Below are 16008 nucleotides of genomic sequence, written 5' to 3' on the forward strand. Positions count from 1 at the left end.
ATCCATTGTGATGCACCTTAAAAACGATGGTTTGTTTTTCAAGGGTTCATCACCTTTCCTCTTTTGGCAATACGTTCAGCGATTCGGCATTGAGCATCGTGCCTTTTATTTGGCCTAAATTTAGGTAATTAATATCCAGTTATCCAGATTGACCAGTTAGAACCAAGGTACAAAGTGACGATTTAGCCTTGGCAGGTTAGGAAACGCCTCAGTTCTTGAAGTTACAGCCCTCATTATTACTAACATTTTCAATTCACAGTCTGACTTCGAAGAGAGACTTTAGTTTGATCTGCCACCATCCGTCCTAGCCTACAGCTAGTATTTTTGATCATGTCTATCTTGTTTGATGCTTCCTTAGTTGCATTACATAGTCAGCACTCCATTCAAAGCCAAGACTTATGGGAAATTTGTGCTTGCGCCCATGATGAAGGCGTAGACGATAATTTCTCAACTTATAGTTTTGACGACTTCCTCGGACTCACCGTCCATCTCTTTATTACAACTCAAGCACAGCAAGTGCGCCAACAACTTGCATTAAAGTTACACAAGTTTGGTAGCGCCATTGTCTCGCCTCTCATTAAAACGTTGCATCAAATGCAAACACAGGAAGAAATTCAGCTCTTAGTTCAACAAAGTCTAGACAGACTAGCACCTCATGCTCTAATAATTGGCTTAAGCCAATTATTAGAGCATGAGATTGACAATACCTTCAGAACTACTGCAATGCAGAGACTCATGGACTTGATCCATGCTGGCGATCAGACTGTTCTTTTAGTCTTGCCCAAATTGGTGTCTACAAAAACATGGCGTTTAGTTAAGTTGCAGCAGCTCCAAGAAATACCCTATCCCATATTCAACAAAGGATATCAAAACCAGGTTTTCTCTCCTCAAATTAGTGACCCCATCATTCAAAACCAACAGTCTTGTTCTACAGAAAAGAAAAACGATAGTGACAACAAGTTTAATTTATGTAGAGTAAAATAGTAGACTTTTGTTACTGCCAAGCCTGAAACGAGACGCAAAGAATTACTGTATCACTAGTTTTGTTTTAGGCTGCAAAGCTTAAGACTCAATAAAACTGTGTCTTAAACAACACATTTTTTGCGTGTTATTTGATCTGATTAAATTAGTAGCAACCCTAGAGAGCTTTCATTTTGGAAGCTTTGTGAATTCCTATGAGCGATTCTCTCAAAACTCAATCTGCCGAGATCACCACACCCCTTTCAGAAAATCGCACAGGTATCACAGTTGAAGTATTGAAAAAGGCTTTTCTGGACAGCCTCTTTTTTGTCCAGGGAAAACCCGTTGCCTTAGCAACTCAGCATGACTATTACATGGCTCTGGCACATCTCGTGCGCGATCGCATGCTCTATCGGTGGAATAGCACGGCAGAAAGCTATACCCAGGATCGGGCTCGTACGGTTTGCTATTTTTCGGCTGAGTTTTTGATGGGTCCCCACTTGGGCAATAACCTGATCAACATGGGGATTTACAATCAAGTTAAGCAAGCCATAGAGGAGCTGGGGTTAGATTTTGACGCATTATTGGCCCAAGAAGAGGAACCAGGCCTAGGTAACGGTGGCCTAGGACGACTGGCGGCCTGCTACTTGGATTCTCTAGCCTCTCTGGAAATACCTTCGTTAGGCTATGGCATTCGGTATGAGTTTGGCATTTTTCACCAAGAGATTCGTAATGGTTGGCAGGTAGAGCGCACTGACAAATGGTTACGCTACGGCAACCCTTGGGAAGTAGCCCGCCCAGAATGGGCCATGGAAGTCAAATTTGGAGGACATACTGAAGCCCATGTGGATAACAAAGGCCAGTATCGGGTTCACTGGACGCCAGACCGCGAGGTTTTAGGAATTCCCTACGATACCCCCATTCTGGGTTACCAGGTAAATACCGCAAATACGCTACGGCTGTGGAAAGCGGAAGCAATTGAGTCCTTTGATTTCGCTGTATTCAACGAGGGTAATTATTACGGTGCCGTTGAGGCAAAAGTGTCTTCGGAAAATCTCACCAAGGTGCTCTATCCTAACGATGAAACCTTGGCTGGTAAACAGCTACGGTTAGAGCAGCAGTATTTCTTCGTCTCCTGCTCTTTACAGGATATGTTTCGTATTTTAAAGGGACAAAATATTCCTGTTGAGAAGTTTCCTGAGAAATTTGCGATTCAGTTGAACGATACACACCCTGCGATCGCATCTGTAGAACTCATGCGTCTACTGGTGGATGAGTACCACATGGATTGGAACTTAGCCTGGGAAACCACCCAAAAGACCCTGGCCTATACCAATCACACCTTAATGCCTGAGGCCCTAGAAAAATGGTCAGTCAGCCTCTTTGGCAAGCTGCTACCGCGTCACCTGGAAATTATCTATGAAATCAACGCCAGATTTCTAGAGCTTGTCCGCATACGATTTCCTAAAGATACAGCTCGCCAAGCTCGGATGTCCCTAATCGATGAAAGTGGCGAACGCTATATCCGCATGGCAAACTTAGCCTGTGTCAGTAGCCATACCATCAATGGTGTGGCAAAACTCCACAGCGAATTGTTAAAGCAGACCGTCCTCAAAGACTTCTACGACCTATTTCCAGAAAAGTTTTGCAACATGACCAATGGGGTTACCCCCCGTCGCTGGATTGCTCTGAGTAACACCCGTTTAACTCAGATGATTAACCAACATATTGGCGATAACTGGCTCAAAAACTTGGGTGAGCTACAGCAGTTGGAATCTTTAGCCCACGATGCTGCATTTCAAGAAGATTGGAGAAAGATTAAACAATCTGCCAAGCGAGATTTATCTAGTCGTATTCATGATCAATTTGGCATTCTGGTAGATCCCGCCTCCTTATTCGACGTCCAAGTGAAACGTATCCATGAGTATAAGCGTCAGCATTTGAATGTGTTGCACATTATTACTCTGTATAGTCAGCTCAAACAAAATCCCAACTTAGAAGTTACACCGCGCACATTTATCTTTGGGGGTAAAGCAGCTCCGGGATATCACATGGCTAAGCTGATCATTAAACTGATTAACTCAGTGGGGAATATGATCAACAAAGATCCTGATCTGCATAATCAATTACGGGTGGTTTTCTTACCCAATTACAATGTCACCAACAGCCAGAGAATTTATCCAGCCTCTGACTTATCAGAACAAATTTCCACCGCTGGATTTGAAGCGTCTGGCACTGGCAATATGAAGTTCGCCATGAACGGTGCTCTCACTATTGGGACATTGGACGGTGCTAATGTTGAAATTCGGCAAGCCGTAGGAGAAGACCATTTCTTTCTATTTGGTTTAACGGCTACTCAGGTCACTGAGCTGAAAGCTAAAGGCTACAATCCTCGGGATTATTATGAAGCTAATCCTTATTTACAGGATGCTATCGACCTGATTGCTTCGGGCCATTTTTCCCAGGGAGATACTGAACTGTTTAGACCCATCCTAGATAAATTGCTGACCGAAGATCCTTTCATGCTGATGGCTGACTATCAGTCTTATGTTGATTGGCAACAGGTTGTTGGTCAGACCTATCGTGACATAGAAGATTGGACCTATATGTCCATTGTAAATTCTATTCGCATGGGTAATTTCTCTTCAGATCGCTCTATCCAGGAGTATTGTCAAAATATCTGGAAGGTTGCTCCATCGCCTATTAATTTTGATAACTATACTAAGTCAGGGCATGGCGGCGGCGGAGAACTGGCTTGTAAGTTAAGGAGCGATCCAGCATAAGCAGACGGTGTTGAAGGCCCCCTTTTGATTAAAGAGTCAACCCTACAGAATTACGGGGGGTTGGGGGCCTGGATAACGGGTAACTTCTTTACCAGAAATGTCCCAAGAATCCTTTAAGGAGCTAACCGTTTAACCTGCCAGCTAGAGGGGTCTTCTGTAAGCGAGTATGCAAAGCGATCATGCAATCGATTGGGTCTGCCCTGCCAAAATTCAAATCGACTGGGAACAACACGGTAACCACCCCATGCTGAAGGTAGGGGAACCTCTTGGTTCTGAAACTTGCGTTTCATCTCATCCAGCTTTAGTTCTAGAACCTGACGAGACGAGATAACTGAACTTTGTTGTGAACACCAGGCACCTATTTGGCTACCCCGTGGGCGTGTGGCAAAGTATTTAAAGGATTCACCTGTGGAAACCTTGACAGCATGACCTGATATGCGCACCTGCCGTTCTAGGGCAATCCAGAAAAATAAGAGGGACACGTGAGGATTTTCATCTATGTGATGTGCTTTTTGACTTTCATAGTTAGTAAAAAACACAAACCCCTGGCGATCAAAATATTTGAGCAGCACCATCCGTTGTGACGGTTCACCAGCCGCCGATACTGTTGCAAGACTCATGGCATTAGGCTCTGGTACATCGCTCTCACAAGCTTGCTGAAACCACTTTTCAAATTGATTAAAGGGATCTAAGTTGAGGTTTTCTCGTCTGAGCCCTTCTCGAATATATTCTTGTCTTAATTCACTAACATCCATGCTGCTTTATGGTTTCTTCCCAAGTATCCAAATCATAAAAGGACTTGTCATGGATTGAAAGTCTCCATAGAAATAATCTCCATATAGCGCTAACACTTTAAACCCGGCATCGCTGAGCATGCTCTCAAATGTCTCCTTTTCAAGCACACTAAACTGAATATCTATAAATCTTTTAGACTGAAGAATACCATACTGATTATAGGTTTCAATAAACTGGAGACCATGGACAACTTTATTCTCAGGATCATAGGTCTCCATAGCCCAAAGCATTAGTGAGCCTGCTCCATTGGGCAGGGGTGGACGGGCTTTTAACTTCAATCTACCATCGACTGTCTTCAACCTAATTTTGGGGTTATGCAGTGAACAGATAAACTGCCCATTTGAGGATAGATGCTTATGGATGCAAGCAAGTGTTCGCTGTTGAGCAATTGGAGAAATGATCTCTGCAAACGATTGAAACGGCAACAAAATACGGTCAAATTGTTTACCTAGATCAAGGTCACAAACATCACCAGTGTGCAGCGTCGCAGAGAAGCCTCGTTGAACAAGCTTTTGCTCTAGAACGGCCAGCATTTCAGGGGACTTATCGACACAGGTAAGCCTCAGTCCTGCCTCAATCAGTGGCAGGGAAATCCGTCCTGTACCACACATGAGCTCCAAAACTTCTGACGATACACCTTTAACTTGGTCAAGCAAAAAAGGAATATCTAGGGTCGTTTGAACATAATTATCGTAAATATCTGCGACATCGGCATACTTAATGGGTTGAGTCATCGATCCAGTACTCCATTTGAACTCAGTGACGATTGCTAAGCCATCATAGTTTGCGTCTGCTGAAGATCGCAGCACACTCACATATCATCAGTGGAACACACGTCTAGACGAATAGAAAAGGTTGCTTATACCACCTCTTTGAACGCACGGCTAAATAAATATAGCTGTCTGCCCGTCTTATTACCTGCGGTTAGCACCAGGGATTCGTTACACTCGTTAACATGGTGTTAGCCAACACACGGATAAAAAGAGTAGGCAGCTGAGTTACCACACACGCATGCTATTTAACTTTGTCTTTACAGTAGTGGCTGCAAAATTTTATGTGTCTGTTTTTGTTAACAAAAGTTAAAATATCGATGTATCCTAGCAAAACAAATCTGATGTGTCGGGCTGCGTTTTGGGATACGAAGCCATTGTTTAAACCTGCCTAGACCGAGATTTGGGAACCTAAGGAATAGCCCATGATCATTTGGCATACAAGACTTCAGCACAGTGTTAAATTGACTGCCGGGTTCGGGTTGGCTATGTTGCTATCCAGCTGTGGTTTCTTTGCCCCCAGCGAAGCCCAGGCAGGTCGTCCAGGTGGCCCTGGTGAAGAAGATAGGCTCGTAGCCGTAGAAACCGCCCGCGCCCAAAGCAGCACCCTCATAGAAGCACTGGAATATACGGGCACTACTCAACCACAGCAACAGATTGCTCTAAGAGCCCAAACCGCAGGTGAGGTGATTGCACTTACTGTAGACGTGGGTGATCTGGTACTGTCAGGCGAGGTTTTAGGGGAAATAGATGGTGGGCTCCTCACCGCTCGGGTGAATGAAGCCCAAGCAGAACTTTCAGTCAGACAGTCAGAAATTGCCCAAGACCAGGTATCCATCGCTGATGCTGAGGCAATTGTTGTCCAGGCCAAAGCGACCAGGGACCAGGCAAAAATTGATGCCGATCGGCTGCGACAGTTGGCCAACCAAGGGGCCGTTTCCCAACAGGCGGCTGAGGCGGCTGAGCTAGCCTTGATTAATGCAGAGCAGGCTGTTAACTCCGCTGAGGCTCAGGTGCAGACCAGACAGAATGCGATCGCAGCTGCCGCCGGTCGGGTCGATGCCCAGCAAGCCGTCGTTGCCGAAGCCAAAGAGCAACTTAGATGGGTAGAGTTAACAGCTCAAACCCCTGCCACTGTTCTCACTCGACTGGTGGACCCCGGTGACTATGTGCAACCCGGAACAACACTCTTAGAACTCGGCGACCTCAGCACCTTAAAAGTTACCATCCAAGTTTCTGAATTAGACCTCGGGCAACTCACCATTGGACAACCTACCCAGATTCGTCTTGATGCCTTTCCAAATCTAGACACTATCATCGGGCGCATTTCCCGCATTTCCCCAGTGGCTGATGCCACATCCCGCCTGGTGACAGTAGAAGTGACCATGCCAAACCCAGATAGTCGTATTGGGAGCGGTCTATTGGCACGGGTGAAATTTACACCACCGGATGGAACGCGAATTGTTGTGCCTGTGAGTGCTTTAGAGAGTGGAACAGAAGAAAACACAATCTTTGTGATTGAAAAAGACAATGAACAGACTACGGTGGTTGCCCGGTCAGTGGAAGTGGGCCAGACCGAACAAGGGCGAGTAGAAATTCTCTCTGGGCTGGAGGCAAGTGAGCCGTTTGTGGTGCAGAGTGATAAGCCTTTGAAAAATGGGCAAGCAGTCAGGTTAAGCATTTTGTCTGAGGGTGTGGGAGAGTAAATAATGAGCCTCAGCAAACTTGCCATTCGTCGTCACATTGCTACGTTGATGCTCTCCGTAGCCATCATCATCTTAGGTCTATTCTTCACCACTCAACTACCAGTAGACCTGCTACCGTCCATTACCTATCCACGCATCGGAGTGCGAGCTGATTCACCCGGAGTGTCTCCCGACGTAGCAGTGGATGAAATCACCCGACCTCTAGAGCAAGCACTCGCCGCTACGGAAGGTGTAGTGCAGATCGTTTCGAAGACACGAGAAGGACGGGTCAGTGTTGACCTATATTTTGAACCGGGTGGCGACATTGACCAGGCATTAAACGACGCTACGGCAACGCTGAACCGTGCTCGGAACCGTTTGCCAGATAACATTGATCAGCCACGGTTGTTTAAGTTTGACCCGTCTCAGTTGCCGGTCTATGAAATGGCCCTCACTTCAGAGAAATTGCAGGGTATGGATCTGCGGGTGTTTGCTGACGAGGAATTAGCGCGGGAGTTATCTACTGTACCGGGTGTGGCGAGTGTCGATGTATCGGGCGGTGTACAGGAAGAAGTTCAGGTCAATCTGGATCCATCTCGGATACAGGCACTGGGCTTAGGAATTAGCGATGTCCTGGATGCTCTTGAAGAGCGTAATCAGGATACATCTGGAGGTCGCATAAAAGGACCCAACAGCGAGCCTCTAACACGGGTTTCTGGTAAATTCCGTGATGCAGAAGAGATTCGGAATTTGCTGTTTGAGGTGGGTGATCAGCAGGTGTATCTGCGAGACTTTGCTGATGTGATAGATGGCACCGAAGAGCAGCGGCTTTTTGTGAACCTGAACGGTCAGCCAGCCGTGAAAGTGAGTGTTCAGAAACAGCCAACAGCAAACACAATTGCTGTAGTAGAGGGAGTTAAACAGCAGTTAGAGCAGTTTAAAGCCTCTGGTTTGGTGCCCAACGACCTGATCATCAACGTCACCCTGGATGAATCTGTCTTTATTCAAAACTCGATTCGAAACGTAGCAACGGCGGGTTTAACGGGTACTGTTCTGGCTGCCATCGCTGTCTTAATGTTTCTGGGCTCTTTGCGACAGACATTTATTATTGTATTAGCGATTCCCTTAGCCACCCTGGTGACGCTGTTGTTATCAGGACTATTTGGGCTATCACTCAATGTCTTTAGCTTGGGAGGATTAGCCCTGGGCGTTGGCATTGTTGTAGACAACGCCATTGTAATGTTAGAAAACATTGCTAAGGGTGTAGCTCGTAGTCCGCGCCTTGCCATTCGTCAGGCAGAAACCAGCAGTCAAGAATTAGAATCAGCACTGGTGGCTTCCACAACAACAAATCTAGTAGCAGTGTTGCCATTTTTGCTAATGGGCGGATTTATCTCACTGTTGTTTAGCGAGCTAGTCGTTACCATCAGCCTGGCGGTAGCGGCTTCGCTGTTAGTGGCGTTAACGGTGGTACCTGCCCTGGCCGCACGGTTGCTAACAATCAAAGCCTCCAGCAAAGTCGGTACTTTCTGGCCCATACGCTGGTTTGGTCGGCGTCTGCAAGGCTTGACATTGAGCTATGCCAGAACCTTGAGCTGGGTACTACAGCAGAGAATAGCCGTAATAGCTGCAATTATTCTTCTTTTTGGTGGTGGCAGCTGGTTTATGATGCGCCAGATTCCCCAGGAGATTTTGCCCAGCATTAGTAATGGTCAAGCCAGGGTGTGGGTGCAGCTGCCACCTGGAACCACCCTAGAGGAAAACCGTCAGGTGATGGCAGCTCTGGACAACATTCTCATAGAACAGCCGGAATCTGACTATGTGTTTAGTACGTCCGGTGGTTTTCTGTTTGGTAGCACGAGTATCGACAATGCTCTGCGGGGTTCAAGTACGCTCACGCTAAAGCCTGGAACCAATGTGGAAGCGTTTACTGACCGCATGAACCAGGAGTTAGGTCAGTTAAATTTAGTGAAAACGCGTTTACGGGTTTCGCCTGGTTCTGTGCGGGGCTTGATTTTAAGTAACTCTCCTGTTCGCAGCGATGTGGACATTGTTTTGCAGAGTAGTGATACAGAACTGTTGGAACAAGCAGGACAGCAAGTGCTTGATGCGCTGGGTGAGCAAGCTACACTGGCTAGTTATTTACCCGATGCTGATCCGCCTCAGCCGGAAATCCAGATTAGACCTGACTGGGAGCGGGCGGCTGATGTAGGTCTCTCGGCTGAGGAGATTGGTCGTACTGTTGAGACGATTCTCTCGGGAGTGGTGCCCACACAACTGCAGCGCGGTGATCGGCTGATTGATGTACGGGTACAAACACCGGATAGTCTGGTACAGAATCCAGCTCAGCTCAGTCAGCTGCCGCTGTTGAGTAGTAATCAGCAAGTACGCCTGAGTGATGTGGCCAGTATTGAAAAGGGTCAGTCGCTGGGTGAAATTCAGCGGATTAACCAGCGACAGGTGTTTATTATCGAAGGTCGTTTAGCAGAAGAGGCTAGCCTGGGTGAGGCCCTGGATGAGGTGGACCGGGTAATGGAAACAGTAACGCTACCGCAGGGAGTCACTCGTCTACCTAGCTTTAGTGCCCAGAGTAATGAGGCCATTCAAAATGGGCTAAGGCTGCTGGGGGGTCTGGCAGTCTTCTTAGTGTTTACTGTGATGGCAGTGCAGTACAATTCACTGATTGATCCGTTAGTGATCATGTTGACGGTGCCCTTGGCCTTAGCGGGCGGGATTTTGGGACTGTATATGACTGAGACAGCCATTGGCGCAACGGTGGTTGTGGGGGCGGTGCTACTGGTGGGCATTGTGGTGAACAATGCAATTATTTTAGTGGAGCTGGCGAATCAGATTTATGTGACAGAGGAATGTAGTCGCATGGTGGCTATGCTTAAAGCGGCTCCGCAGCGGTTGCGACCGATTTTGATGACGACGGTGACGACGGCGTTGGGTATGTTACCGTTGGCATTGGGCCTAGGTGAGGGGTCGGAGTTTTTGCAACCGTTAGGTGTGGTAATTTTTTGGGGATTGTCGTTGGCAACGGTGTTGACGTTATTTGTAATTCCTTGTTTTTATACGTTGTTGCATGGGTCTGGCTTCGGCTCTGCTCACCCAGCACAAGCTACTGCCCAGCCTCTGGCTGAGCACACTCCACCCAGGCTACGCCTGTAGGAGATATTTGTAGAGGCAGAAGGTCTTGTACCTATCCTGGGTAACCAACGCTACCCACTCGATCTCGCACAGCAAGAATTCTGGTTAATGGCCTTAGATGTTGCGGGGTGGGCACAAGGCACCACCCCTACGAGATTATCTCACTGCATAAGGGAGAATCTAGCTAACCGATTTTTGCTTCAACGAAGATAACACCAGCAGCTAAAGGTTTAGGCTCACAGGTTAGATCATCACGTTTTTCTTGAATATTTTTAAGCTTAACTTCCAGCTCTCGCTTAACCTTTTTAAGTTGTCCCTCTGTTGCTGGAATAATTTGGGTTTTACCCGCCTGACGAAAACGTTCTAAACGAGATTCTAATTCACGCTGTTTACGTTCAGCAAAGGCACGCGCACTCTTTTCTTGAATATTACAGCGATTCTCGTTATCAATATAGAAATCTTCAAGTGCCTGGTTAAATGCTTGGTCAATATGTTCATTACAGGTCGATAGATGGGCAAGCACATCGTCAATATCCTCAATGAAATTTTGTGCATTGGGCTTTATCTGCCCTTGTTTCATTAGCGTAGAAAGTATGGCCTCAGAATCTTGATCAGATAGGACATGGCCATCGTCTATACGAATAATTTTGTAAGCGATTTGACTTTCTGTTTTAATGCCTGAAAATGTCCAGCGATGCACCGAATAGGCATAAAGCCCTGATAATAGATCGATCTCGTTTGCTTGTGTTTTGATAGCAGACACTGGATGTAGAGTTTGCTCCGACGTAGTATATCGCTCACGAATCCATAGGATCAGCGGATGGGTGGGGTCTAAAAGCTCATTGCGCTTACCCATACTGCCTGAAATTTTAGGGTCAAAAAAGCAGCTCACGGGTCTACCTGACTTATGTAGCTGTGTCGGCGTAGCGCAGCGATTTTTACCTATAAAAAATTGTAGATCAATCTTGGCCTGCTCGGATAATGTAATGTTATAAAGCTTAGGTTCATTGGGTTTTGGCTCAATGACCGTACCAGGGTAGTAACGAGAAAAACAATCTTCTACAAAGGCTAGCAGTTCGTCGGGTTGAAGCCATCGTCCCTGATCTCGACTCTGATTGATAGAGTCCAAAATGTGATCTGCAAAAGCTAACATATTGACAGCTTCGGTCTCTAACTCATTTTGCAGAAGCCGTTTGTTAATAAGCGCCTTACTTGTTAGGACCGCTTGTTCTTCTTTCTCTTCAGGGGTTAAATCGGCAGAGAAAAGATCAACTAATAGTTTCTCGGTAGCCTGACCTAAAATGCTTTCAAGATCACCAATGCTCTCTCTGAATATCTGAATACGATCATAAAGTCGTTCGAGGATTCTTTCCTCAATAGTATCGACCAGGCTAAAATTAATAATTGAAATGCGTTCTGCTGGTTGACCTAATCGATCTAAGCGTCCAATGCGCTGCTCTACCCGCATCGGGTTCCATGGCAGATCGTAGTTGATCAGAAAACGGCAATGCTGAAGATCAATGCCCTCGCTGCCCACCTCAGAAGATAACAGAACCGAAGGGCCATTATCTTGGCGAAACTGTTCGACGGCTGTCCATTTATCGTCTCCCATGTCTCCCATGATTAGGCAGTTAGAAATGTTAGCAGCCTCTAAACGGCGCTGTAAGTACTTTAACGTCCCTCGAAAGTAGGCAAAAATAACAAATTTTTCGTTAGAGTTTTTCTTGAGTTCTTTTTCGAGAAAGCCTTGCAGCTCTGAATACTTGCTATCACAAGACTCTAACTCTCGAATGTTGACTTTCTTCAGGGCTGAAGGTGTGGCAACAGATAATGGACTGGTACTCCTTTGCTCCGGTATTTTGCCAAAATCTTCCCACAGGGCTTCGTCAACCAGAGCACTCAGAGAAGCATCATTCTGCCAAGCTTCCAGCGCAGCTACCATACAACTGGCCATTTGACGCTGTTTTGAGATTAGCTGAAAGAGTGGTGCCCCTTTTTTGCCCTTACTCTGTTCACGAATATATTCACTAACGCGATCATAGACCTCTTGTTCTAAGGATGAAAACCTGACCTCAAGTGTCTGTGGATCACGCTTAACCCGGTTGCTTAAGACATCGCGTTTACGGCTACGGGTAATATACTGTCCTAGTAAAGAAACTTTTTCAAGTTTGTAGCCAAGTTCAATCCGTTCGCTTTCATCAACTTGGTTCAGATTTGATAAACTTTGCTGGATTTGCTCAAGTAAAGGATTATCCGCAAAGTAACCAGAGGTGGAGGCCCGCTGTAAAGCTTTGCGAGCTTTGGCAGGCTCTGGCGGGCTAGCCCACAAATGGCGCAATGCATGGACAACGGGTTCGTTTGCCTCCAGCATATTGTTAAAAATATCCGCATTAAAAAAGTCGTCGGGACTGATGATGCGCAGTATCTGATACAGATTAGCGCTATCTGTTTGAATCGGCGTAGCCGTTAGTAAAATAAGGTGTTTGGCGGCATCGCGAATCAGCTGCCCTACTTGATTGCTCGCCGTTGTTGCATTACGCAGGTAGTGGGCTTCATCAATAATAGCCAGATCAAACAGGCTCAGGGACTCACTGCTGGGGTTAGCATCTAGTAGACGCGCTAGCTCATCACGGGCATTGGCAGCATTAATAGCTTCCCAGTTACGTCCAGGACGTAATCCTTCAAGACTTGCGATACAGACAAACGCTTGCGGTTTCTGGTGCTCAAGACATAGCCTCACTCGACGCAACAACTCTTTTGCATCAACAATATCCGCGAAAATATTAAACCGCTGTCGCAGGTCATCTTGCCATTTTTGGCGTAACATCGCCGGGCACACAATGAGCAATCGTCTGGCATCTTCTCGGGTCTGGAGTTCTTTCCAGATGTACATGGCTTCAATGGTTTTACCAAGGCCCACTTCATCTGCAATCAAAAGACGCCCTACCGGGGAGTTAAGAAACTTTAGAACAGGCTTAAACTGGTGAGGATAGAAATCTGTTTGGCTAGCCTCCATACTGTAAAACACGTTTGTCAGCTGACCTTTCACTTTCTCAAAGGTGAGAATACGCCGCAGATCATCTGGTCCGCCAAATCGGCCCTGCCGCATTAAGCCTTCAATACTTTCGTCATCAGAGCAGAGTTCAAGGAGGCTTTTAGGTCGGTGTATCTTTTCGGCAGGGCCAAATTCAACTTCTACCAGGGTAAGATTACCCAGTCGTCTGATTCGTCCAGTTGTTTTACCCCGTTTTCCAGGATTGGCCTTCAAGCGTACATCTTGTCCTGGTATTTCTGGATTCCAGCTATTAGTCGATGTCATGGATTTGGTCGTCAACTTTTACATCATATCCCGCGTATTTTCGTAACTTTCTCGGCGAAAGTATGTCGGACGTATAGGAGGTTCATCCTTTTCTACTTGACTAGGTAGGCGAATAAGTTCTGTTTCTTCATAAGGAAGTTTACAAAGGCCGTAGGCAACCGTAAATCGACCAAACTCTTTGGGTGCGAGTCCATTAGTCGCTAACTTATCCGGCACAGGAATCTTTTTAAGTCGATAGGGAGGAATATCCATACTCTCATGTTTAAACTCACCATGAGTAGACTCGATTGTATCCTGGAAAAACGAAGTATTACTGCCACCACCGCCGAGCAACACTCTTAGATTCTGACCAATGTCATCCTCGGTAAGAACATGCCGTGCATCTTGATGCTTTTCATTTCCACCGATCACAATCTGAGCAACAAGGCTTTGCACCTTCCTTCTACTGTCGCTTTTTTGAATTTGCTGCTGCAATTCCGGATCATGAGGATCGTTTAAACTGTGGCGTACAGATTCAATTGACCTGTGAAGTTCATCTGCGGCCTGTTTTGTTAGCGCAGTGACTCCAAGAGGCTGTACCTCAGTTTTATAAATATCCACATGCCGGGTTCCGCCATCTCGCCAAAATCGAAATGCAGAACCATCCAGCGTCCCATCCCCAATGTCAAATAGGGTGTAAAAACCGTCCTGTGCAGCGGGTGAACTTAAGAAAGACCAAGCCGCTGCAGAAATTTCTGGAGTAGTAATACAATCTAGGGAATCTAAGGTAACGTTTGTATCCATCCAATCTTGAATGTGGTCACTCAATTGTTGAAGCTTTGGTAGTGTAAGCTTTACGGACTCTAAAGAACTGTGATTTAAGACCCAGGCTAAAGAGAGAACTCGATGGAAACGTCCTAGGGCTGGTGAATCACAATAGGCCGCTGGAACGCCAATATTGACGCTCCAGTGAACCGTTTGATTTTTAAAAAGATCGGGACGATTGTCTTGAATCCAAGTTTGGGCTCTGGTAATGACCTGACTGAGGTAATAGGCACAGATGTTTTCAACAGCCGCAGGTTTATCTAACTCAGGCACCTGTTCAAGTCGCCAGGAATTAGTCCCAGGCATATCTAAGTCTGCTAAACGCATTTTGATAAAGTCTACTGAGTGCTTAATCGAACAGGTGTTGTTTTCCCATTCAGTCATAGTGAGTCCAGTAAGCAGAGTATCATCACTCAAAATAGCCAACTTAGTAGGAATCAAGGCCTGTTCGAGCGTAGATTCTTCTGTTGCTGGTGAGGCAAATGTGACAATCTCAGCTTGGTCACTTCCCACATCCCAAAAACAGACTTTAGTGAAACCAGTACCAAAATCAATACCTAAGACAATTACGCGATCGCACTCATCCTCAGTAGGTAGATTTGGAACAATATTGTGTGGAAAATCTGGTTGAGTAGCAGAGAGACTAGCTTCAAGCCGAGATCTAAACTCATCGACATCTAGCTTGAGCCTATTGAGTTCATCCTGTAACTGAGTAATATTGTTGCTTAGGCTCTGAGTTGTTGCCTCCAGATTAGCCTGCTGCTCACGGATAACTTGCTCGCGGGTCTCGGCTAGGGTACTCGCAACTTGGTCAAGCACTCTCTCAGAACGAACTGTGAGGTCAGTGACTGATACTTGTAATTGCCGAAAACGCTCAGTAACTTGATCGAGGCTAGTTTGGCTACTGGTCCCTTGGTAAACGAGTTGCTCCCGCAATGAGTTGATCTCGCTGGAAAGTGATTGACTCTGCTGGGTAGCTTGCTCAGATAGAGACTGACGCTCGCTCTGTGTCGATGCAATTGTTTCTGTGACCAATACTTGTAGTTGCCGTAACTCTTCAGCAACTTGGCCGATACTTGTTTGGCTGATATCACTCTGTTGAGCTAGGTGCTTCCGTAGCGATTGGGTATCGTTAGACAGGTCTTGAATTCGCTCAGCCAAGCGCTCAACTTGCGACTGGCTATCGTGTTGAGCTGAGGAGATGGCCTCTGGAACCGATAGCTGTAGCTGCCGCAACTCCTCTACGACTTGGTCAACGCTAGTTTGACTGGTGGTGCTTTGTTGAGCGAGGTGCTCTTGCAATGAGCTAATCTCGCTGGAGAGCGATTGAATCTGTTGGGTAGCTTGCTCAGATAGGGCTTGACTATCGGTCTGAACAGAGGAAGTTACATCGACAATTGAGAGATCTAATTTTTTTAGTCGTCGCTGAATTTGCTGTAGTTGCTGATCAGTCTCTTTTTGGGTTTGGCTGAAGCGTTGCTCTAAACGTTTTTCTTGCTGGCGACGGCTGATTAAATTCAGGCTAACGCTAAAGGCTAGAGGAACCGCTGTATAGGCGACTTGCTGAGTTGATATGGTTGCGATCGCACCAACGACAGTAGCAGCAACACTAGCATATTCAGTTAGACGTAGAAATTTATAGCTATTCACAGGCATTATGCTCTAGCTGAAAAATTAGTTGTATTCGTTCACTTTGATATAGGAATGTTCAGAGGCTGAAAGCTTGCCATAGGAGTTCCTGA

The 16008-nt window shown here is 46.2% G+C and carries 8 protein-coding genes; 4 read left to right on the forward strand and 4 right to left on the reverse strand.

Annotation, left to right across the window (positions count from 1 at the left end):
• Positions 1 to 330 precede the first annotated feature (330 nt).
• On the forward strand, positions 331 to 984 hold the full coding sequence (locus QGP82_RS32275) for a hypothetical protein (RefSeq protein WP_163660638.1): 654 nt from the start codon (positions 331 to 333) through the stop codon (positions 982 to 984).
• 191 nt (positions 985 to 1175) lie between these two features.
• Entirely contained in the window at positions 1176 to 3743 is a 2568-nt protein-coding gene (locus QGP82_RS32280; protein WP_163660636.1) for a glycogen/starch/alpha-glucan phosphorylase, read from the forward strand.
• 113 nt (positions 3744 to 3856) lie between these two features.
• Here QGP82_RS32280 and pdxH read toward each other — a convergent pair whose 3' ends face one another.
• Both pdxH and QGP82_RS32290 read right to left on the reverse strand, forming a co-directional pair.
• Complete coding sequence (pdxH, locus tag QGP82_RS32285) at positions 3857 to 4498, reverse strand: pyridoxamine 5'-phosphate oxidase (protein WP_163660634.1); 642 nt, start codon at positions 4496 to 4498, stop codon at positions 3857 to 3859.
• A gap of 6 nt (positions 4499 to 4504) precedes the next feature.
• Entirely contained in the window at positions 4505 to 5272 is a 768-nt protein-coding gene (locus tag QGP82_RS32290) for a class I SAM-dependent methyltransferase (protein WP_163660632.1), read from the reverse strand.
• A 461-nt stretch (positions 5273 to 5733) separates the two neighbouring features.
• On the opposite strand from QGP82_RS32290, the gene QGP82_RS32295 reads away from it, so the two are divergent.
• Both QGP82_RS32295 and QGP82_RS32300 read left to right on the forward strand, forming a co-directional pair.
• On the forward strand, positions 5734 to 7014 hold the full coding sequence (locus QGP82_RS32295) for an efflux RND transporter periplasmic adaptor subunit (protein WP_163660630.1): 1281 nt from the start codon (positions 5734 to 5736) through the stop codon (positions 7012 to 7014).
• A gap of 3 nt (positions 7015 to 7017) precedes the next feature.
• Complete coding sequence (locus tag QGP82_RS32300) at positions 7018 to 10164, forward strand: efflux RND transporter permease subunit (protein WP_499062085.1); 3147 nt, start codon at positions 7018 to 7020, stop codon at positions 10162 to 10164.
• 163 nt (positions 10165 to 10327) lie between these two features.
• Here QGP82_RS32300 and QGP82_RS32305 read toward each other — a convergent pair whose 3' ends face one another.
• Both QGP82_RS32305 and QGP82_RS32310 read right to left on the reverse strand, forming a co-directional pair.
• The gene (locus tag QGP82_RS32305; RefSeq protein ID WP_499062086.1) at positions 10328 to 13462 is read right to left on the reverse strand and encodes an SNF2-related protein; all 3135 of its coding nucleotides are present in this window, start codon (positions 13460 to 13462) and stop codon (positions 10328 to 10330) included.
• Positions 13463 to 13480: 18 nt separating this feature from the next.
• A complete protein-coding gene (locus tag QGP82_RS32310; protein WP_163660624.1) occupies positions 13481 to 15916 on the reverse strand; it encodes a hypothetical protein in 2436 nt (811 codons plus the stop codon).
• Positions 15917 to 16008 lie beyond the last annotated feature (92 nt).

It is taken from the genome of Leptothoe sp. LEGE 181152, from assembly GCF_032906605.1.
Lineage (GTDB): Bacteria > Cyanobacteriota > Cyanobacteriia > Phormidesmidales > Phormidesmidaceae > Leptothoe > Leptothoe turfae.

Bases quoted from the DNA above. Each gene is read 5' to 3' on its own strand.
- QGP82_RS32300 (WP_499062085.1), top strand. From the start codon at position 7,018: ATGAGCCTCAGCAAACTTGCCATTCGTCGTCACATTGCTACGTTGATG.
- QGP82_RS32295 (WP_163660630.1), top strand. From the start codon at position 5,734: ATGATCATTTGGCATACAAGACTTCAGCACAGTGTTAAATTGACTGCC.
- QGP82_RS32280 (WP_163660636.1), top strand. From the start codon at position 1,176: ATGAGCGATTCTCTCAAAACTCAATCTGCCGAGATCACCACACCCCTT.
- QGP82_RS32290 (WP_163660632.1), bottom strand. From the start codon at position 5,272: ATGACTCAACCCATTAAGTATGCCGATGTCGCAGATATTTACGATAAT.
- QGP82_RS32305 (WP_499062086.1), bottom strand. From the start codon at position 13,462: ATGACATCGACTAATAGCTGGAATCCAGAAATACCAGGACAAGATGTA.
- QGP82_RS32275 (WP_163660638.1), top strand. From the start codon at position 331: ATGTCTATCTTGTTTGATGCTTCCTTAGTTGCATTACATAGTCAGCAC.
- pdxH (WP_163660634.1), bottom strand. From the start codon at position 4,498: ATGGATGTTAGTGAATTAAGACAAGAATATATTCGAGAAGGGCTCAGA.